We start from the raw sequence: 20343 nt of genomic DNA, 5'->3' as shown, positions 1-20343 counted from the left end.
GACAGGCGAGTGATCACCGTATGGGGGCCCCATGAACATACATGAATACCAGGCCAAGGAACTGCTGAAGTCCTATGGCGTCGCGGTGCTGGACGGGCACGTCGCCTGGACCGGCGAGGAGGCCGCCGAGGCGGCGCGCAAGCTCCCCGGCCCGGTCTATGTCGTGAAGTCGCAGATCCATGCCGGCGGCCGCGGCGCCGGCCATTTCAAGGACGATCCGGAGGGCAAGGGCGGTGTCCGCCTCGCCAAGTCGCCCGAGGAGGTCGCCGCCGCCGCCGAGGCGATGCTGGGCAACACGCTGGTGACCAAGCAGACCGGCCCGGCCGGCCGCGTCGTCCGCCGCGTCTATGTCGAGGCCGGCTGCGACATCAAGCGCGAGCTTTACCTCTCGCTGCTGGTCGACCGCGCGAAATCCGAGATCGTCATCATGGCCTCGACCGAGGGCGGCATGGAGATCGAGGAAGTCGCCGAGAAGCATCCCGAGAAGATCCTCCGCGTCGCGGTCGATCCGGCGAGCGGCATCTCCGGCTTCCACGCCCGCCGCCTCGGCTTCGGCCTCGGGCTCGACGCCACCCAGATGAAGGCCTTCGCGAAATTCGTGAACGCGATGTACAAGGCCTTCGTCGCGCTCGACTGCGCGATCGTCGAGATCAACCCGCTGGTCGTCACCGGCGCCGGCGAGGTGGTCGCCCTCGACGCCAAGGTCAGCTTCGACGACAACGCGCTCTACCGTCACCCCGATCTCGAGAAGCTGCGCGACGAGGCCGAGGAAGACCCGAAGGAACTCGAGGCCGCCAAGCACAGCCTGAACTACGTGGCGCTGGACGGCTCGATCGGCTGCATGGTCAACGGCGCCGGCCTCGCGATGGCGACGATGGACATCATCAAGCTCTACGGCGCGGAGCCGGCGAACTTCCTCGATGTCGGCGGCGGGGCGACCAAGGAGCGCGTCACCGCGGCCTTCAAGATCATCCTGTCGGACCCGAATGTCGAAGGCATCCTGGTCAACATCTTCGGCGGCATCATGCGCTGCGACGTGATCGCCGAGGGCGTGGTCGCCGCGGCGCGCGAGGTCTCGCTCTCGGTGCCGCTGGTCGTCCGCCTCGAGGGCACCAACGTGCAGCTCGGCAAGGACATCCTCTCCAAATCCGGCCTGCCCATCATCGCGGCCGACAATCTCGCTGACGCGGCGCAGAAGATCGTCGCCGCCGTGAAGGAGGCCGCATAATGGCTATTCTCGTCAACGCCGAAACCAAGGTCATCACCCAGGGCTTCACCGGCGCGCAGGGCACCTTCCACTCCGAACAGGCGATCGCCTACGGCACCAAGGTCATGGGCGGCGTCACCCCGGGCAAGGGCGGCACCCGCCATCTCGACCTGCCGGTGTTCGACACCGTGGCCGAGGCCCGCGAGGCGACCGGCGCCGATGCGAGCGCGATCTACGTCCCGCCGCCCTTCGCGGCGGACGCCATCCTCGAGGCGATCGACGCCGAGATCCCGCTGATCGTCTGCATCACCGAGGGCATCCCGGTGCTCGACATGGTGAAGGTCCACCGCGCGCTGTCCGGCTCGAAATCGATCCTGGTCGGGCCGAACTGCCCGGGCGTCATCACGCCGGATGCCTGCAAGATCGGCATCATGCCGGGGCACATCCACCGCCGCGGCAAGGTCGGCATCGTGTCGCGCTCCGGCACGCTGACCTACGAGGCGGTGGCGCAGACCACGGCGGCCGGGCTCGGCCAGTCGAGCTGTGTCGGCATCGGCGGCGACCCGGTGAAGGGGCTCGACTTCGTTGACGTTCTGGAAATGTTTCTGGCCGATAATGAAACCGAGGCACTGATCATGATCGGCGAGATCGGCGGCCAGAGCGAGATCGAGGCGGCCGAGTTCCTGGCGCGCAACAAGGTGAAGAAGCCCACCGTGGGGTTCATCGCCGGCGTCACCGCGCCGCCGGGCCGGCGCATGGGTCATGCCGGCGCCGTGATTTCCGGCGGGCGCGACACCGCGCAGGCCAAGATCGAGGCGATGAAGGCGGCCGGCATCCATGTGGCCGACAGTCCGGCATCGCTCGGCAGCACCATGGTCAAGGCGCTTCGCGCGTAACGAGGAGTCGGCGGGTTTGTTCATTCGTCATGGATCGGGGAGGCTTCATGCAAGGAAAGCATCCCAGAACCGAGACTTGACGGTGCAACGGCCTGATCGATTGGACTATGTCACGGTCTTGACTTTGCAGCGCGCCGGCTCAGTGCCGGCGCGAACTCCATGAGCCCAGTACGGCCGAGGGACATCTGAGATGGCGGGTGTGGATATTCTTGCGACGGCGATGAATGGCGGCAACGCGGCGTTCATCGCCAACCTCTATGCGAAATGGGTCGAGGCGCCCGATTCGGTCGATCCGGATTTCGCCAGCCTGTTCGCCGCACTGGGCGACGATGCGCGATCGGTGCTGGGCGATGCGGCCGGTGCCTCCTGGGCGCCGCGACCGATCAGCTTCGAACGACCGGCCGCGCCGGCCGAGGCGGGCAAGGGCGCGCCGCTTTCCAGACAGGGCACGATCGATTCGATCCGTGCCCTGATGTTCATCCGGGCCTATCGCGTGCGCGGCCATCTGGAGGCCGATCTCGATCCGCTCGGCCTGCGCCAGCCCGGCCACCACCCGGAACTCGACCCGGCCAGCTACGGCTTCACCGAGGCCGACATGGACCGGCCGATCTTCATCGACATGGTGCTGGGCCGCGAGACCGCGACGATGCGCGAGATCATCGCCATCCTGCGCGAGAGCTATTGCGGCAAGATCGGCGTCGAGTTCATGCACATCCAGGACCCCGAGCAGAAATCCTGGATCCAGCGCCGCGTCGAGGGCGCGCCCTGGCGCACCGCGCTCGACAAGGAGGGCAAGCGCCGCGTCCTCACCCAGCTCACCGAGGCCGAGGGCTTCGAGACCTTCTGCCAGCGCCGCTATGTCGGCACCAAGCGCTTCGGGCTGGAGGGCGGCGAAAGCACCATCCCCGCGCTGCACGCGATCATCGAGACGGCGGCGCGGGCCGGCGTCAACGAGATCGCGATCGGCATGCCGCATCGCGGCCGGCTCAACACGCTGGTCAACATCGTCAAGAAGCCGTTCACCGCGGTGTTCTCCGAATTCGGCGGCGAGAGCTTCAAGCCGGACGCGGTGCAGGGCTCGGGCGACGTCAAATACCATCTCGGCACCTCGGCCGACCTCGTCATCGCCGGCAACAAGGTGCATCTCTCGCTGCAGCCCAACCCCTCGCATCTCGAGGCGGTGGATCCGGTCGTCGCCGGCAAGGTCCGCGCCCGGCAGGACATGGCGGGCGACACCCGCGGCCGCCGCTCGGTCATGGGCATCCTGATGCATGGCGACGCCGCCTTCGCCGGCCAGGGCCTCGTCTATGAAACCCTGGCGATGAGCCAGCTGATCGGCTACCGCACCGGCGGCACGGTCCATATCGTGGTGAACAACCAGATCGGCTTCACCACCGTGCCCGCCCACGCCTATTCCGGCCTCTACTGCACCGATGTCGCCAAATCCGTGCAGTCGCCCATTTTCCATGTGAACGGCGACGATCCCGAGGCGGTGGTCTTCGTCGCCCAGCTCGCGACCGAGTTCCGCCAGGAATTCGGCGTCGACGTGGTGATCGACCTGGTCTGCTACCGCCGCCACGGCCATAACGAGACCGACGAGCCGGCCTTCACCCAGCCGCTGATGTACCAGGCGATCCGCGGCCGCAAGACGACCCGCACCCTCTATGCCGAGCGCCTCGCCGCCGAGGGCGCGGTCGGCACCGCCGAGTCCGACCAGATCCACAAGGATTTCGTCGCCACGCTGGAAGAGGCCTACAAGGCCGCCGCCAGCTACAAGCCGAACAAGGCGGACTGGCTGGAAGGCCACTGGGCCGGCCTCAACTCCGCGCGCGACGAGGAGGGCGAGACTGAGGAACCCACCGCCATCCCGCTGGACACGCTGCGCCGGATCGGCAACGCGCTGGCCCGCGTTCCCGACGATTTCGACGTCAACCCCAAGATCGCCCGCCAGCTCGAGGCCAAGGCCGAGATGATCCGCACCGGCGAGGGGATCGACTGGGCGACCGGCGAGGCGCTCGCCTTCGGCTCGCTCCTGCTCGAGGGCCATCGCGTCCGCCTCTCCGGCGAGGACTGCCAGCGCGGCACGTTCAGCCAGCGCCACGCCGTGCTGATCGACCAGACCAGCCAGAACGAATACGTCCCGCTCAACAATATCGGCGAAGAGCAGTCCCGCATCGAGATCTTCAACTCGCTGCTCTCCGAGGCCGGCGTGCTCGGCTTCGAATACGGCTATTCGCTGGCCGACCCGCGCACCCTCGTGCTCTGGGAAGGCCAGTTCGGCGACTTCGCCAACGGCGCGCAGGTCATCATCGACCAGTTCATCGCCGCCGGCGAGAGCAAGTGGCTGCGCATGTCCGGCCTGACCCTGCTGCTGCCGCACGGCTATGAAGGGCAGGGGCCGGAACATTCCTCGGCCCGCCCCGAGCGCTTCCTGCAGCTCTGCGCCGAGAACAACATGGCGGTTTGCAACATCACCACCCCGGCCAACTATTTCCACGCGCTGCGCCGCCAGCTGAAGCGGAACTTCCGCAAGCCGCTGATCATCATGACGCCGAAATCGCTGCTGCGGCACAAGCTCGCGGTCTCGACGCTGGAGGACATGACCAACGGCTCGGCCTTCCGCACCGTGATCCCCGAGACCGATGCGCTGGTCGCCCCCGAGAAGGTCCGCCGCGTCGTGCTCTGCTCGGGCAAGGTCTATTACGACCTGGTCGCCGAGCGGCGCGACCGCGGGATCGACGATGTCGCGATCGTGCGGGTCGAGCAGCTCTACCCCTTCCCGAAGAAGGCGTTGAAGACCGCGATCGAGGCCTATGTGAACGCCGAGGTGATCTGGTGCCAGGAGGAGCCCGAGAACATGGGCTACTGGCATTTCCTTGACCGCCGGATCGAGGCGGCGCTGGAATGCACCGCGACGAAGATGGCCGCCTCGCGCCCGCGCTTCGCCGGCCGCAAGGCCGCGGCGAGCCCGGCGACGGGGCTTGCGAAGGTTCACGCCGCCGAACAGGCGGCCCTGGTCAGGGAAGCGCTCGGCGTCTGAGGCGCGGGCAGGAACAGCAAAAGGCAGGAAGCATGAGCACCGAAATCAAGGTTCCCACCCTCGGCGAGAGCGTGACCACCGCGACCGTCGCGCGCTGGATCAGGAAAGTGGGCGAGACCGTCGCCCAGGACGAGCCGATCGTCGAGCTGGAGACCGACAAGGTCACCGTCGAGGTCAATGCGCCCGAGGCCGGCACGATCGAGGCGATCGCCGCCGATGAGGGGGCCGAGGTCGAGGTCGGCGCCCTGCTGGGCACGATCGGCGCCGGCACCGGTGCCGCCGCCGCGCCGAAAAAGGCCGAGCCCGCGGCGGAGGCCCGCCCGGCCGCCAATCCGCAGCCCGGCGTCAACCCGCCGCCGCCGCCCTCCGGCCCGGTCGCCCGCACCGGCCACGCGCCGATGCCCGCCGCGCAGAAGATGATGACCGAGCAGAAGATCGACGCCGCCCAGGTCGATGGCACCGGCAAGGACGGCCGCATCACCAAGGGCGATGTGCTGGCCTTCGTCGAGAAGCCGGCCGCAGCCACAGCGCCGGCAGCCCCCAGGGCGCCGCGCACCGCCGATGCCCGCGAGGAACGGGTGAAGATGACCCGCCTGCGCAAGACCATCGCCGCAAGGCTGAAGGAAGCGCAGAACACCGCCGCCATGCTCACCACCTTCAACGAGGTGGACATGGGCCCGGTGATGGCGCTCCGTGCCGAATACAAGGACGTGTTCGAGAAGAAGCACAAGGGCATCCGCCTCGGCTTCATGAGCTTCTTCGTCCGCGCCTGCATCGCCGCCCTGCGCGAGTTCCCGGCGGTCAACGCCGAGATCGACGGCGACGAGATCGTCTACAAGAACTTCGTCAACATGGGCATCGCCGTCTCCAGCCCCTCGGGCCTGGTGGTGCCGGTGCTGCGCGACGCCGACCAGATGAACTTCCCGCAGATCGAGGGGGCGATCGCCGATTTCGGCAAGCGCGCCCGCGACGGCGCGCTGAAGCTCGACGAGCTTTCGGGCGGCTCCTTCTCCATCACCAATGGCGGCGTGTTCGGCTCGCTGATGTCGACCCCGATCATCAATCCGCCGCAATCGGCCATTCTCGGCATGCACAAGATCCAGGACCGGCCGATGGCGGTCGGCGGCAAGGTCGAGATCCGGCCGATGATGTATCTCGCGCTGTCCTACGACCACCGCATCATCGACGGGCGCGAGGCGGTCTCCTTCCTCGTCCGGGTGAAGGAGAGCATCGAGGATCCGCGCCGCCTGCTGCTGGACATCTGAGGAGCGCATCATGGCCGATCAGTTCGACGTCATCGTCATCGGGGCCGGTCCGGGCGGCTATGTCTGCGCCATCCGCGCCGCCCAGCTCGGCATGAAGGTCGCGTGCGTGGAAAAGCGCGCGACCCTCGGCGGCACCTGCCTCAATGTGGGCTGCATCCCCTCCAAGGCGCTGCTGCAATCCTCCGAGAACTACCACGAGCTCCTGCACGGCTTCGCCCGCCACGGCGTCTCCGCCGAGAACGTGTCCTTCGATCTCGGCAAGATGATGGGCCACAAGGACGAGGTCGTCGGCGCCAACACCAAGGGCGTCGAGTTCCTGTTCAAGAAGAACAAGGTCACCTGGCTCAAGGGCGCCGCGTCGTTCAAATCCGCCAACACGATCGTGGTGGACGGCAAGGAATACGGCGCAAGACACATCGTCATCGCCACCGGAAGCGAGAGCGTGCCGCTCCCCGGCGTCGAGGTCGACGAGACGCAGATCGTCACCTCCACTGGCGCCATCGCGCTGGAGAGCGTGCCGAAGCATCTCGTGGTGATCGGCGGCGGCTATATCGGCCTCGAACTCGGCAGCGTCTGGCGCCGCCTCGGCGCCGAGGTCACCGTGGTCGAGTTCCTCGACCGGCTGGTGCCGACGATGGATGGCGAGGTCGCCACCGCCTTCCAGAAAACCCTCGGCAAGCTCGGCATGAAGTTCAAGCTCGGCACCAAGGTCACCGGTGCGGCGAAGACCGCCAAGGGCGTCACCCTCACGCTCGAACCCGCCAAGGGCGGCGCCGCCGAAACGCTGGAGGCGGATGTCGTGCTCGTCGCGATCGGCCGCCGCGCCCATACCGAAGGGCTCGGGCTCGACGCGGTGGGTGTGGCGACCGACGAGCGCGGCCGGGTGAAGACGAATGGCCACTACGCCACCAGCGTCCCCGGCATCTACGCGATCGGCGACGTCATCGCCGGGCCGATGCTCGCCCACAAGGCCGAGGAAGAGGGCGTCGCCCTCGCCGAGCTGCTGGCCGGTCAGGCGGGCCATGTGAACTACGGCGCCATCCCCGGCGTGGTCTACACCTGGCCGGAAGTCGCCTCCGTCGGCAAGACCGAGGAAGAGCTGAAAGCCGAAGGCGTCGCCTACAAGGTCGGCAAATTCCCGTTCACGGCGAATGGCCGCGCCCGCGCCATGGGCGATACCGACGGTTTCGTGAAACTCCTCTCGGACAAGACGACCGACAAGCTGCTCGGCGCCCACATCATCGGGCCGGATGCCGGCACGATCATCGCCGAGCTGGTGCTGGCGATCGAGTTCGGCGCCTCGGCCGAGGATGTCGCGCGCACCAGCCACGCCCATCCCTCGCTCAACGAGGCGGTGAAGGAAGCGGCGCTGGCGGTCGACGGGCGGGCGCTGCACATCTGACGTTCCGTCGGATGAACTAAATTTCCCGTGTCCCGATCTCCGTGCAGGAGATCGGGACATTTCGTTCCGCGTTCAGGACATCAGGGCAGATCGATGTCCAGCCAGGACAGGTGTCCGCCCTTGCCGGCCCCGGTATCCATCATGATCGCCCGCCCGCCGGCGCGTCCTTCCAGGGTCAGCGGCTGGCCGTTGGTGCTGCGCTGGTCGTGCCCGCAATACACCGTCACCCCCTCGGGAATCCGGTGCACCCAGTCGAGCACGCGCTCGGGCTTGCCCATGCCGGTCACCCGCCCGGTGGTCTGGCCGTAGAGGGCGCGGGCGAGCAGCCGGTCGCGCTTGTCCGCCATCGTCCGCGGCGGGATGAACAGCATCGCCGGATCGAACCCGCCATGCACGAATACCACCCGCCCGGCGACGAGCCAGGCCGGCGCCCGGCCGATCTCCTCGACCGCCCGCGCCGCCGTCGCCGGATCGAGCGAGGCGATCGTCGCGGCCAGCGCCTCGCCCACCTGCACGCTGTCGCCGCGCAGGGCGCGGGCGAGCTTGTAGTCGTGATTGCCGAGCAGGAAGAGGCCGCGCCCCGCATCGAGCCGGCCGAACATCAGCCGCAGCGCGCCCGGCGTGTCCGGCCCGTCATCGACGAGGTCGCCGAGCTGGACGATGAAGCGCTCCGTGGCGCAGGCGGCGGCGAAGGCAGTGGAATCGCCGTGCACGTCGCCCACCACGCGGAGTTTCGCGCCGGGGGGGAGAAGCACCGTCATGCCCGCGCCGCGATCGCCGCGCGGAGATCCTCCTGCGCCGCGCGGTCGATCGGGAAGCGCCGCATGATCGCGGCGGCGGCGATCTTCAGCGCCGAGGGCACGCCGCAATACAGCAGGAGAAGAAGCGTGATCTGCATGGCGCCGTTCCGGCCGTGGGTCGAAAATCCGACAAGCCCCAGCAGCGAAAAGGCAATCCCCGGCGCCAGCGCGTTGCCGGCCTTCTGCGCCATCGTCGCCGCGGCGAAATACAGTCCGGCCCGCCGCTCCCCGCTCGCCAGCTCGTCGACATCGACGACATCCGCCTGGATCGCCGGCGGAATGGTGAAATCCGCCCCCAGCCCGGCGCCGGTGAACAGGCTGATCACGCCGAACCAGATGAGCGGATGCGCCGTGCGCAGGATGGACGGCACGAAGGCGAAGGCCAGGCCCGAGACCGCCATCGCGATCGTCCAGGCACGGTGCTTCCCCGCCCGCACCGAGAGCGCCAGCCATAGCGGCACCGAGGCGACCCCGGCCGCGAAATAGACCAGCAGGATCGGCCCCGAGGCATCGGGCGCGTGCAGCACCTTGTCGAACACGATCAGGATCAGCGCCGCCGGCAGGCCGTTCGCCAGCCCGTTCACCGCCCAGGCGAGGATCAGCCGCCGGAACGGCGCATTGCCGCCGATCAGCCGCAGCGCGTCACCAAGCCCCGCCGGCGGCGCGGCGCCGCGCGCCGGCTTCGGGTCCGGCACGGCGATCAGCGCGAGCGCCACGGCCGGCCCCGCCAGCCCGATCGTCAGCAGCGCGAGCAGATGGGCCTGCCCGACATGCGAGGTGATGCCGAGCAGCACCGGCGCCAGCGCCGAGATCAGGATGCCGAGAATGGTGCCGCCCTCGCGCAGGCTGGTGATCCGCTGCCGCTCGGCATAATCCTCCGAAAGCTCCGCCCCCCACGCCCAGTAGGGCAGGGAGAGCGCCGTCCACCCCCAGGTCACCAGCGCGTAGAACACGAACAGCCAGAGCGCCCCCGCGCCGGCGGGCGGGAAGAACAGCCCGATCGCCCCCACCGCCGCCACCGGCATCGCCAGCGCCATGAACGGCCTGCGCCGCCCGAAGCGCGAGCGGCTGAGGTCGGAGAGCCGCCCCACCATCGGGTCGATCACCACGTCGAAGATCCGCACCGCGGTCAGCACGATGCCGACGGTCGCGAGATCCAGCCGCATCGCGCCGGCCCAGAAATCCGGCAGGATCACCAGCAGCGGCAGGCCCAGCATGGCCAGCGGCAGGGCGGGGGCGGCATAGATCAGCCGCTTCCGCCGCGTCATCCGCGCGGCCAATCAGCCCCGCGCGATCAGGAACTGGCCGACATCGGTCCACCCGGCGCGGAACCCGGCCTCGCAATAGGCGAGATAGAATTCCCAGAGCCGCTTGAACCGCCCGTCATATTGCGGCGACATCCGCGCGATCCGCGGCCAGGCGGACTGGAACGCGTCCTGCCAGCGGGCCAGCGTCTCGGCATAGTCCTGGCCGAAATGGAACGCGTCGCGGAGCGCGAAGCCGGCGCGGGCGATCTCGGCGCGCAGCCGCGTGGGCGAGGGCAGCATGCCGCCGGGAAAGACATAGCGCTGGATGAAGTCGGCCTTGCGGCGGTATTCCTCGAAATACCGGTCGGCGATGGTGATCACCTGCAGCGCGGCGAGCCCGCCGGGCGCCAGCCGGTCGCGCAGGGCGGCGAAATAGGCGGGCCAGAACGGTTCGCCCACCGCCTCGAACATCTCGATCGAGGCGATGCGGTCGAAGGTTTCGGGCACGTCGCGGTAATCCTGCAGCCGGAACTCCACCTGCCCGCCCAGCCCCGCCGCCGCGATCCGCGCCCGCGCATAGGCGAGCTGCTCGCGCGAGAGGGTGATGGCGGTCACATGGGCGCCGTAGTCCCGCGCCGCGATCTCGGCGAAGCCGCCCCAGCCGCAGCCGACCTCCAGCACCCGCATCCCCGGTTCGAGGCCGAGGGCGCGGCAGAGCCGGTGATATTTCGCGTCCTGCGCGGGTTGCAGCCCGGCCTGGCCCGGCGCGAACAGGGCGGCGGAATAGGTCATGCTGGGGTCGAGCCAGGCGGCGTAGAAATCGTTGCCGAGATCGTAATGCTCGGAAATGTTGCGCCGCGCGCCGCGCCGCGTGTTGGGCCGCAGCCGGTGGGCGAGGAAGCTCGCCGCCCGCGCCCAGAGCTTGCCGCGCAGCATGTCCTCCCAGCTTTCCTCGTTCAGCGTGCCGAGGCGCAGCACGTCGATCAGGCGGGGGCTGTCCCACCAGCCATCGAGATAGGCCTCGGCGAGGCCGAGGCTGCCGCCGAAGGCGAGCCTCGCGATCATCCGCGCGTCGCGCACGATCATCGTCGCGGCCGGGCCGTGCGCGGCGCCGGCGAAATGATGCACGGAGCCGTCCGGCAGCACCACTTCCAGCGTGCCCACGCGGATCATCCGCGCGATGCCGAGGCCGAGGCGCAGCCTGCGGTCGCGCGGCAGCGGCGGGGCGGAGAGGGCGGTGGCGTCGGTCATGCGGGGTCTCCTCGGACGATCGGCGGGTGGCCGTCTTTCGGCTCGCGGTGGAAGGTCGCGCCGCGCAGCAGGGTGAGCAGCGCCTGCCAGTGGATCGCGGCGATGATCTTGAGCGGCAGCAGCGGCATGCGCAGCACCTCGCGCAGCAGCGCGGCGTCGGTGGCGGGGCGGCGGATGAGCGCCATCGAGGCGGTCAGCCGCGGCGCCGGATCGCCGTGGACGATGCGGATCGCGAAGCGGCGCCCGGGCGGGGTGAGGGTGAACTCGTAGCCGCCCTGCATGTCGAACAGCGGCGAGACGTGCATGCGCTTCGCCGCGCGCTGGCGGATCGGCGATCCCGCCGGTGCCGGGATCAGGTAGCCGATCTGGTCGCCGAACGTGTTCTTCACCTGGTGCAGCACGGCGCCGAGCCGGCCCTCCCGGTCGTAGCAGACATAGAAGCTGATCGGGTTGAACGCATACCCGAGGATACGGGGGATGGTGATCAAACGGATGCGGGCGGCGAAGGCGGAAAGTCCGGCATCGTCCAGCGCCGCTTCCACCCAGGGGCGCAGCGCCGAGCCGTCGCGCGGGCCGTGGTCGCGGTCGTGCAGGGCGATCAGGCCGAAGCGGTTGTGGCGGAAGACGCGGCTTGCGGCGGCGAAATCGTCGATCGCGTCGAGATCGATGTCGAGCATCCAGAGCCGGTAGGCGAAGGCGCGGCGCGGCTTCACGTGGCGGACATGGCGCAGCACGCCGGCATAGATCCCGGGTGGATTCACGGCGCCCCGTCCGCGCCCTGCCAGGATACGGGCAGGCCCATCGCCCGCGCCACCCGCGCGGCCGAGGCGATGCCGTCCTCGTGGAACCCCCAGCCGGTCCAGGCGCCGGCGAACCAGAGCCCGTCCCGCCCCTGGATCTCGCCGAGCCGTTCCTGCGCCGCCATCGCCGCCGCGTCGAATTGCGGATGGGCATAGTCGCGCACGCGCAGCACCGTCGCCGGATCGGGCTCGACCAGCGGGTTGAGGCTGACCAGCAGCGGCCGCTCCGAGCGCAGCCCCTGCAGCCGGTTCATCCAGTAGGTGACGCTGACGGCGCGGCCGTGATCGGCGGCGTCGCGGGCGAGATAGTTCCACGACGACCACACCGCCCGCCGCCGCGGCATCAGCGCCGTGTCGGTATGCAGCACGGCGCGGTTGGGCTGGAAGCGCACCGCGCCGAGGATCTCGCGCGTCTGCGGGGCGGGGTCGGCGAGCATCGCCAGCGCCTGGTCGGCATGGCAGGCGAACACCACCTCGTCGAACGTTTCTTCTCCCGCATCGGTGACGACGATGACACCCCCTTCCGCGCGCCGCACCTGCCGCACCGGCGCCGAAAGCCGCACCCGCCGGCCGAGCGTCGCCGCCACACGCTCGACATAGCGGCGCGAGCCGCCGGTCACCGTGCGCCATTGCGGCCGGTCGTTCAGCGTCAGCAGGCCGTGATTGTGGAAGAACCGGGCGAAATGCCGCGCCGGGAAGGCCCGCATCCCCTCGACCGAGGCGGACCAGATCGCCGCCCCCATCGGCAGGATGTGATCCTCGACGAAATCCCGGCCGTAGCCGTTGCGATCGAGCCAGGCGCCGAGCGATTCGTCGCCGGTCGCGTGCAGCAGCGACGGCGCCTCGCGGTTGAAGCGCATCACGTCGCGCAGCATGCGCAGGAAGCGCGGGCGGACCAGGTTGCGCCTCTGCGCGAAGAGCTGCGCCAGCGAGCCGCCGCCATATTCAAGCTCGCCCCCGCCGATCGACACGCCGAAGGACATGTCGGTGTCGTGGGTGGCGACGCCGAGTTCGCGGAAGAAGGCTTCGAGGTTCGGATAGTTGCGGTCGTTCAGCACGATGAACCCGGTATCGACCGCGATCTCCTGCGCGCCGAGCCGCACATGCTGGGTGTCGGCATGGCCGCCGAGCTGGCGCTCGGCCTCGAACAGCACGACATCCCGCCGCGCGCGGGCCAGCCACGCCATCGCCATGCCGGCGATGCCGCCGCCGATCACGGCCAGCCGCGCGCCGCTCACGACGCCTTCCCGCTGATCGCGGCGAAGGCGGCGAGTGCGCGCTCGCGCCCCTCGGCGAGGTCGACGATGGGCCGCGGATAGCTCGCCCCGAGCCGCACGCCGGCGCCGCGCAGCACGATCTCCGGCGCCTCCCACGGCGCGTGGAGGTATTTGTCCGGCAGGTTGGCGATCTCCGGCACGAAGCGGCGGACATAGGCGCCGTCCGGGTCGAATTTCCGCCCCTGCAACACCGGGTTGAAGATCCGGAAATAGGGCGCCGCATCCGCCCCGCTGCCCGCCACCCATTGCCACGAGGCCGCGTTCGACGCCGCGTCGGCATCGACGAGACAGTCATGAAACCAGCGCTCCCCCGCCTGCCAGGGCAGCAGCAGGTGCTTGACCAGGAAGGAGGCGACGATCATCCGCACCCGGTTGTGCATCCAGCCGGTCTGCCAGAGCTGGCGCATCCCGGCATCGACGATGGGCACCCCGGTCCGCCCGTGCTGCCAGGCGGCGAGATCCGCCGCGCTTTCCCGCCAGGGCATGGCGGCGAATTGCGCCTTCATCGGCCGGGTCGCGAGGTCCGGCGTGTGCCAGAGCAGATAGGCGGCGAATTCGCGCCAGATCAGCTCCTTGAGGAAGGTCTGCCGCGCCGCGTCGCGCCCCGGTGCTGCCACCGCCGCGCGCCAGACCGCGTCGATCGCGATCTCGCCCCAATGCAGGTGCGGCGACAGGCCGGAGGTGCCGGCGACCCCCGGCAGGTCGCGCTGGCGGTCGTACTCGCCGAAGCCATCGGCGAGGAAGGCGTCGAGCCGCGCCCGCGCCCCGGCCTCGCCGGGCGTCCAGCTCGCCCGCAGCCCGCCGGCCCAGTCGGGCTTCACCGGCAGAAGTCCCCAGTCGCCGAGGCGGTCGCCGCCCGGATCGCCGGCGGCGGCGAGGCGGGCCGGCGCGGGAATCGGCGGGCGTGGCGCGAAGGCATCGAAACAGGCGCGGGAGAACGGCGTATAGACGCCGTAGACCCCGCCGGTCCTGGTGGTGATCCGCTCCGGGCCGAACATCAGCGCCGAGCGGTGGCGGTGAAACCCGATCCCCGCTTCCTGCAACGCCGCCGCCACGCGCCGGTCGGCCTCGCGCAGCCAGGGCTCGTGCGCCCGCCCGGCATGGACGGCGACCGCGCCAATCTCGCGCGCCAGCGCCGGGACGATCGCCGCCGCATCGCCCCGCCGCAGCACCAGCCGCCCGCCGCGCGCGGCGAAATCGGCCTCAAGTGCGGCGAGCGAATGGTGCAGCCACCAGCGCGACGCCCCGCCCGTCTCCGCCGCCGGATCGAGCACGAAGACCGGCAGCACGTTTCCCTCCTCGATCGCGGCGGCGAGGGCGGGGTTGTCGGCCAGGCGCAGGTCGTTGCGCAGCCAGAGCAGCGTCGTCGCCATCACGCGGCCTTTCCGGCATGGGCGAGGGGAAAGGCATAGACCCGCTCGCGCCCGAGCAGGAACACCTGCCCGCCGCGCGGGAACAGCGCGCGGATCGGCGGCGAAGTCACCTCCAGCCCGCCGGCATAGGCGCCGAAGGCCGGCAGCAGCACGCGATGGGCATCGGCCACGAAACACGGCCGCGCCACCGAAGCGGCCCGTGTCGCGATCCGGGCCTTCGGATGGAAATGGCCGGAGAACTCGACCTGCCCGGCGGCGACCGGCCCCGCCACATGGCGGAACACGGCCCCCGCCTCCGCGTGTTCCGCAAGCCCCGTGCCCGCGTCGTGATTGCCCTCGATCCAGAGGAAGCGATGCGCCGCCTCCATCCGCGCGAGAAGCGAAGCCTCCTCCGCCGGCAGGCGGGCGCGGCCGGCCTCGTCGTGGAAACTGTCGCCGAGCGCGATCACCCGCTCCGGCGCGTAGCGGCGCAGCAGCAGCGCGAGCCGATCGAGCGTCGCCCGGCTGTCATAGGGCGGCAGCAGCCCGCCGCGCGCGGCGATCGACGAGGCCTTTTCGAGATGCAGGTCGGCGACGATCAGGGCGCGCCGGTCCGGCCAGAACACGGCGCCGGCGGGATCGAGCAGGAAGCGCCCGGCGGCGCGGTGGATGGGTGCGGCAGTCATGATGCCGGTCATTTCACAGGCGCGTGCGTTAGGCCAGAGTGTCCGTCCCCATCGCCTCGGCGACGAGGGCTTCCGCCTCGCCGAGCAGCGCCTCCTCGGCCTCGGCGCCGCCGACGCGCTCGCGGCCGATTTCGAGCAGGACGGGCACGGCGAGCGGCGAGACGCGGGGCAGGGCGCGGTGATGCACCCGCCCGCGCGCGCGCGCCAGCATGCCGGCGATGCGGGCGAGATCGACCAGCCCGTGCGCGGCATCGGCCCAGGTGGCGCGGAGGAGAATATGGCTCGGGTCATGCTTGCGGAGGACATCGTAGATCAGATCGGTATTGATGGTGATCTGTCTACGGTTCTTCTCGCCGCCCGGATGCATCCGTTCGATCAGCCCGGCGATGACCGCGACATTGCGGAAACTGCGCCGCAGCATCGAGCTGTCCGCCATCCACGCCTCCAGGTCCTCGCCGAGCAGGTCCTCCTCGAACAGGCGGGCGATCCCGGTCGGCTCGCGCGCGCACCAGATGCCGAGCACGTAATCGGTCGCGACATAGCCAAGCGGCTGGAAGCCGAACCGCTCCAGCCGGCGGGTCAGCAGCATGCCCAGCGCCTGGTGCGCCTGCCGCCCCTCGAAGCAATAGGCCACGAGATACCACCGCCCGCCGCGCGGAAACGTCTCCACCAGCAGGTCGTCCGGCGCCGGCAGCGCCGAGCGCGCCGCCTGCAGGCCGAGCCATTCGCGCACCGGCGCGGGAAAGCGGTCCCAGGTGGCGGGCGTGTGCAGCATTCGCCGCACCCGGTCGGCGAGGTTGGTCGAAAGCGGCATCCGCCCGCCGGCATAGGCCGGGATCTTCGGCTCGCCCGTGCCGCCCTCGGCGCAGAGCACGCTGGTCTCCCGAATGCCGAGAAAGCGCAGCAGCCGCCCGGCGAAGCGGAACGTGTCGCCCGGCGCCAGCATCGCCGCGAAATATTCCTCGACCTCGCCGAGCACGATCCCGCCGCGCCCGCCGCCGAGCCGCACCTTCAGCACCGGCGCCTCGACGATGGTGCCGATATTCATCCGCAGCCGCCGCGCCACCGCCTCGTTGCGGACATGCACCACCCCCTCGGCGTCGCGGAACAGCCGCCGATATCGCTCATAGACCGCGAGCGCGTAGCCGCCATCCTCGACGAAGCGCAGCACGTCGTCGAAATCCTTGCGCGCCAGCGCGGCATAGGGGGAAGCGGCGGTGATCTCGGCGAACAGGTCGTCGGGGTGGAAGGGCGCGGCGCAGGCGCAGCCCAGCACGTGCTGCGCCAGCACATCGAGCCCGCCCGGCCGTGGCGGATCGCCGTCGAGATCCTGCGCCGCCACCCCCTCGATCGCCGCGGCGCATTCCAGCACCTCGAAGCGGTTGGCGGGCACGAGCAGCGCGCGCGAGGCCTCGTCGAGCCGGTGATTGGCCCGCCCCAGCCGTTGCAGCAGGCGCGACACCCCCTTCGGCGCGCCGATCTGGATCACCTGGTCCACGCCCGCCCAGTCGATGCCGAGATCGAGCGACGAGGTCGCGACCACGGCGCGCAGTTTTCCGCCCGCCATCGCCGCCTCGACGCGGCGGCGCTGCTCCACCGCGAGGCTGCCGTGATGCAGCGCGATCGGCAGGGTCTCGTCGTTGTGCTTCCACAGCGCCTCGAACATCAGCTCGGCCTGGGCGCGGGTGTTGACGAACACGATCGTCATCCGTGCCGCGCGGATGCGCGCCAGCACCGCCTCCGCCGCCATCAGCCCCATATGGCCGGACCACGGCATCCGCGCCGGCCCGATCAGCATCCCGATCTCCGGCGCCGCCCCGGCCTCGCCCGTAATCATCTCGGTCGCCCCGCCCCGGCCATCCGGCGAGATCCAGGCGCGGATCGCCTCGGGATGCGCGATCGTCGCCGACAGCCCGATCCGCACCGCCCCCGGCGCGAGTTGTGCGAGCCGGGCGAGGCAGAGCGCGAGCTGGTCGCCCCGCTTGGTCCCGGCCAGCGCATGCACCTCGTCGATCACGATGCTCGCCAGCCCCGCGAAGCGCGACGCCGCCTCGGGATCGTAGAGCAGCAAGGCGAGGCTCTCCGGCGTGGTCAGCAGAACATGTGGCGGCCGGGCGCGCTGCCGCGCCCGCCGGTTCGCCGGCGTGTCCCCCGTGCGGGTCTCGACGCGGATGGGCAGGCCCATCTCCGCCACCGGCGCTTCGAGATTGCGGGCGATATCGGTCGCCAGCGCCTTCAGCGGGCTGACATAGATCGTGTGCAGCCCCTCCGGCGGATCGTCCGCCAGCGCGATCAGGCTGGGCAGGAACCCGGCCAGCGTCTTGCCCCCGCCGGTGGGGGCGATCAGCAGCGCGTTTTTTCCCCGCCGCGCCGCGTCCAGCACGGCGATCTGGTGCGGCCGCGGCGTCCAGCCGCGCGCGGCGAACCAGTCGGCGAAACGGTGGGGCAGGGCGGTCACGCGCCAGACATGGCAGACTTGGCGAAACCTGCAATCCGCCCCCATCTTCCCGCCATGCCTCCGCATCCCGAAACCTGGCTGCACCCTCGCCCCGAAGGGCTCCATTGCGTGCCGGGCGACTTCTTCATCGACCCCACCCGCGCCGTCGATCGCGCGGTGATCACCCATGGCCATGCCGACCATGCCCGGCCCGGCCACCGCCACGTGCTGGCCAGCGCCGAGACGCTTGCGATCATGCGGGTGCGGATGGGCGAGGCGCGGGCCGGCGCGGCGCAGCAGGCGGCCGCACCGGGCGAGATCGTCCGCGTCAACGGCGTCGGCGTCTCCCTCATCCCCGCCGGCCATGTCCTCGGCTCCTGCCAGGTGGTGCTGGACTATGAAGGCAGCCGCGCCGTGGTCTCGGGCGACTACAAGCGCCGGCGAGATCCCACCTGCGCGCCCTTCGTCCCGGTGTCATGCGACGTGTTCGTGACGGAGGCGACCTTCGGCCTGCCGGTCTTCCGCCATCCGGACGCCGCGGCGGAAATCGCGAAACTGCTCCACTCCATGACGATCTTCCCCACCCGCGCCCATCTCGTCGGCGCCTACGGTCTCGGCAAGGCGCAGCGGCTGATCGCCCTGCTGCGCGAAGCCGGATACGATTCCCCGATCTACCTCCACGGCGCCCTGCAAAAACTCTGCGACCTCTACGAAACCCTCGGCGTGCCCCTGGGCGATCTCCGCCCCGCCACGGTCGCCGACAAGGACGCGCTGAAAGGCGCCATCGTCCTCGCCCCGCCCTCCGCGGTGGCGGATCGCTGGGCGCGGCGGCTGGATGATCCGGTGGTCGCCGTCGCCTCGGGCTGGATGCGGGTGCGCCAGCGCGCCAGGGCCTCCGGCGTCGAGCTGCCGCTTGTCATCTCCGACCATGCCGACTGGGACGAACTGCTCGCCACGGTGGAGGATGTCGCCGCCCCGGAAATCTGGGTCACCCATGGCGCCGAGGCGGCCCTGCTGCGCCAGCTCTCGCTCATGGGACGGCGCGGCCGCGCGCTCAGCCTGATCGGCTATGGCGACGAGGCGGAGCAGGAATGAAACCCTTCGCCGATCTGCTGGAACGCCTGCTCTACACCACCGGCCGCAACGCCAAGATCGCGCTCCTCGCCGATTACTTCGCCCACCGCCCCGATCCCGAGCGCGGCTACGCGCTCGCCGCCATCGCCGGCGCGCTCGATTTTCCCGGCGCGAAACCCGCCGTGCTGCGCGAGCTGGCCGCCGCCCGCACCGATCCCGAGCTGTTCGCGCTCTCCTACGATTTCGTCGGCGACCTCGCCGAGACCATCGCCCTGCTCTGGCCGCCGGCCGCGCGCGCGGCGCCGCCCGGCCTGCCCGATCTCGTCGCCGCCCTGCGCGCGGCGCCGCGCGCCGAAATCCCGGCGCTGATCGAAGGCTGGCTCGATGCGAGCGACGTCTCAACGCGGATCGCCCTGATCAAGCTGATCACCGGCGGCCTGCGCGTCGGCGCCTCGCTGCGGCTGGCGAAACTCGCTCTGGCCCGACAATTCGCCGTCGAGGCCGACGAGATCGAGGAGGTCTGGCACGGGCTGGAGCCGCCCTACACCGCGCTGTTCGACTGGCTGGAAGGCCGCGCCCCGCGCCCCGCGCCCGGTGCGGCCCCCGTCTTCCGCCCGCCGATGCTGGCCCACCCGATCGAGGCGGCCGACCTCGCGACACTCGACTGGTCCGCCCATCGCGCCGAATGGAAATGGGACGGCATCCGCGTCCAACTCGTGTCCACCCCCGGCGGCAGCCGGCTCTATTCGCGCGGCGCGGAAGACATCTCCGCCGCCTTCCCCGAAATCGTCGCGGCGATGGATTTCCACGCCGTGCTCGATGGCGAGCTGCTGGTCATCCGCGATGGCGCGGTCGCCCCCTTCGCCGATCTCCAGCAGCGCCTCAACCGCAAGAGCGTCCCGGCGAAACTCCGCGCCGCCAACCCGGTCGGCGTGCGGCTGTATGACATGCTGTTCGAGGGCGAAACCGACCTCCGGGGCCTGCCCTTCGATGCCCGCCGCGCCCGGCTCGAAGCCTGGTTCGCCCGCACCGCCCCGGCGCGGATGGACCTTTCGGAGCTGATCCGCTTCGCCTCGGCCGAGGATCTCGCCGCCCTGCGCGCCGGCGCCCGCGATGCCGCGATCGAGGGGCTGATGCTCAAGCGCGCCGACAGCCCCTATCTCGCCGGCCGCCCCAAGGGCCATTGGTGGAAATGGAAGCGCGACCCGCTCAGCCTCGACTGCGTACTGATGTATGCCCAGCGCGGCCACGGCAAGCGCTCCTCCTATTATTCCGACTACACGTTCGGCGTCTGGACGGCGGAGGGCGCGCTGGTGCCGGTCGGCAAGGCCTATTCCGGCTATACCGATGTCGAGCTGCAACGGCTCGACCGCTGGATCCGCGCCCACACGGTCGCGAGCTACGGCCCGGTGCGCGAGGTGGAGAAGGCGATCGTGCTGGAAGTGGGGTTCGACGCGGCGCAGCGCTCCACCCGCCACAAATCCGGCATCGCGCTGCGCTTCCCGCGCATCCTGCGCATCCGCGAGGACAAGCCGGCGGCCGAGGCCGATACGCTGGAGACCGTGCGTTTGCTCCTGCCCGGCTAGTCCGGGCCGCTTGAGAGCGGCAG

The 20343-nt window shown here is 70.3% G+C and carries 15 protein-coding genes; 7 read left to right on the top strand and 8 right to left on the bottom strand.

The genetic code is table 11. From position 1 onward, the window contains the following. The first annotated feature begins 31 nt into the window (after positions 1–31). The 5 genes from sucC (at position 32) to lpdA (ending at position 7810) form a co-directional block, all read left to right on the top strand. Positions 32–1228, top strand: coding sequence for an ADP-forming succinate--CoA ligase subunit beta (sucC, locus tag ACMV_RS08320; protein ID WP_011942380.1), 1197 nt, complete (start codon positions 32–34; stop codon positions 1226–1228). Then, a complete protein-coding gene (gene sucD / locus ACMV_RS08315) occupies positions 1228–2103 on the top strand; it encodes a succinate--CoA ligase subunit alpha (RefSeq protein ID WP_007422249.1) in 876 nt (291 codons plus the stop codon). Before sucC ends, sucD begins: the two co-directional genes overlap by 1 nt. Positions 2104–2293: 190 nt before the next feature. Further along, entirely contained in the window at positions 2294–5143 is a 2850-nt protein-coding gene (locus ACMV_RS08310; protein ID WP_007422248.1) for a 2-oxoglutarate dehydrogenase E1 component, read from the top strand. A 32-nt stretch (positions 5144–5175) separates the two neighbouring features. Then, positions 5176–6408 (top strand): 2-oxoglutarate dehydrogenase complex dihydrolipoyllysine-residue succinyltransferase, encoded by a 1233-nt coding sequence (gene odhB, locus ACMV_RS08305; RefSeq protein ID WP_013640119.1) that lies wholly within the window; start codon positions 5176–5178, stop codon positions 6406–6408. A gap of 10 nt (positions 6409–6418) precedes the next feature. Next, on the top strand, positions 6419–7810 hold the full coding sequence (gene lpdA / locus ACMV_RS08300) for a dihydrolipoyl dehydrogenase (protein WP_011942378.1): 1392 nt from the start codon (positions 6419–6421) through the stop codon (positions 7808–7810). A gap of 80 nt (positions 7811–7890) precedes the next feature. On the opposite strand, the gene ACMV_RS08295 is transcribed toward lpdA, so the two are convergent. The 8 genes from ACMV_RS08295 to ACMV_RS08260 are packed head-to-tail and all read right to left on the bottom strand — an operon-like array spanning position 7891 to position 17726. After that, positions 7891–8571 carry a metallophosphoesterase gene (locus ACMV_RS08295; RefSeq protein WP_007422245.1) on the bottom strand — a complete coding sequence of 227 codons (681 nt, stop codon included), beginning with the start codon at positions 8569–8571 and terminating at the stop codon, positions 7891–7893. Further along, on the bottom strand, positions 8568–9878 hold the full coding sequence (locus tag ACMV_RS08290) for an MFS transporter (protein WP_013640118.1): 1311 nt from the start codon (positions 9876–9878) through the stop codon (positions 8568–8570). Before ACMV_RS08290 ends, ACMV_RS08295 begins: the two co-directional genes overlap by 4 nt. Positions 9879–9890: 12 nt before the next feature. Continuing rightward, complete coding sequence (locus tag ACMV_RS08285; RefSeq protein WP_011942375.1) at positions 9891–11108, bottom strand: SAM-dependent methyltransferase; 1218 nt, start codon at positions 11106–11108, stop codon at positions 9891–9893. Next, the gene (locus tag ACMV_RS08280; RefSeq protein ID WP_013640117.1) at positions 11105–11869 is read right to left on the bottom strand and encodes a DUF1365 domain-containing protein; all 765 of its coding nucleotides are present in this window, start codon (positions 11867–11869) and stop codon (positions 11105–11107) included. The genes ACMV_RS08285 and ACMV_RS08280 overlap by 4 nt, the downstream gene beginning before the upstream one ends. Beyond that, complete coding sequence (locus ACMV_RS08275) at positions 11866–13146, bottom strand: NAD(P)/FAD-dependent oxidoreductase (protein ID WP_007423620.1); 1281 nt, start codon at positions 13144–13146, stop codon at positions 11866–11868. The genes ACMV_RS08280 and ACMV_RS08275 overlap by 4 nt, the downstream gene beginning before the upstream one ends. Next, on the bottom strand, positions 13143–14558 hold the full coding sequence (locus tag ACMV_RS08270; protein ID WP_013640116.1) for a cryptochrome/photolyase family protein: 1416 nt from the start codon (positions 14556–14558) through the stop codon (positions 13143–13145). The genes ACMV_RS08275 and ACMV_RS08270 overlap by 4 nt, the downstream gene beginning before the upstream one ends. After that, positions 14558–15223, bottom strand: a complete 666-nt coding sequence (gene pdeM, locus ACMV_RS08265; protein ID WP_269447791.1) for a ligase-associated DNA damage response endonuclease PdeM — start codon at positions 15221–15223, stop codon at positions 14558–14560. Before pdeM ends, ACMV_RS08270 begins: the two co-directional genes overlap by 1 nt. Before the next feature lie 28 nt (positions 15224–15251). Further along, on the bottom strand, positions 15252–17726 hold the full coding sequence (locus tag ACMV_RS08260; protein WP_013640114.1) for a ligase-associated DNA damage response DEXH box helicase: 2475 nt from the start codon (positions 17724–17726) through the stop codon (positions 15252–15254). On the opposite strand from ACMV_RS08260, the gene ACMV_RS08255 reads away from it, so the two are divergent. Continuing rightward, positions 17691–18755 (top strand): ligase-associated DNA damage response exonuclease, encoded by a 1065-nt coding sequence (locus ACMV_RS08255; protein ID WP_013640113.1) that lies wholly within the window; start codon positions 17691–17693, stop codon positions 18753–18755. The two genes, ACMV_RS08260 and ACMV_RS08255, sit on opposite strands and share 36 nt — an antisense overlap. Then, the gene (locus ACMV_RS08250) at positions 18752–20320 is read left to right on the top strand and encodes a cisplatin damage response ATP-dependent DNA ligase (protein WP_013640112.1); all 1569 of its coding nucleotides are present in this window, start codon (positions 18752–18754) and stop codon (positions 20318–20320) included. Before ACMV_RS08255 ends, ACMV_RS08250 begins: the two co-directional genes overlap by 4 nt. Positions 20321–20343: the final 23 nt, after the last annotated feature.

The sequence above is a fragment of the Acidiphilium multivorum AIU301 genome, from assembly GCF_000202835.1.
Lineage (GTDB): Bacteria > Pseudomonadota > Alphaproteobacteria > Acetobacterales > Acetobacteraceae > Acidiphilium > Acidiphilium multivorum.
The sequence above is the reverse complement of the archived record's forward strand: the minus strand, read 5'-3'. Positions and strand labels throughout refer to the sequence as shown.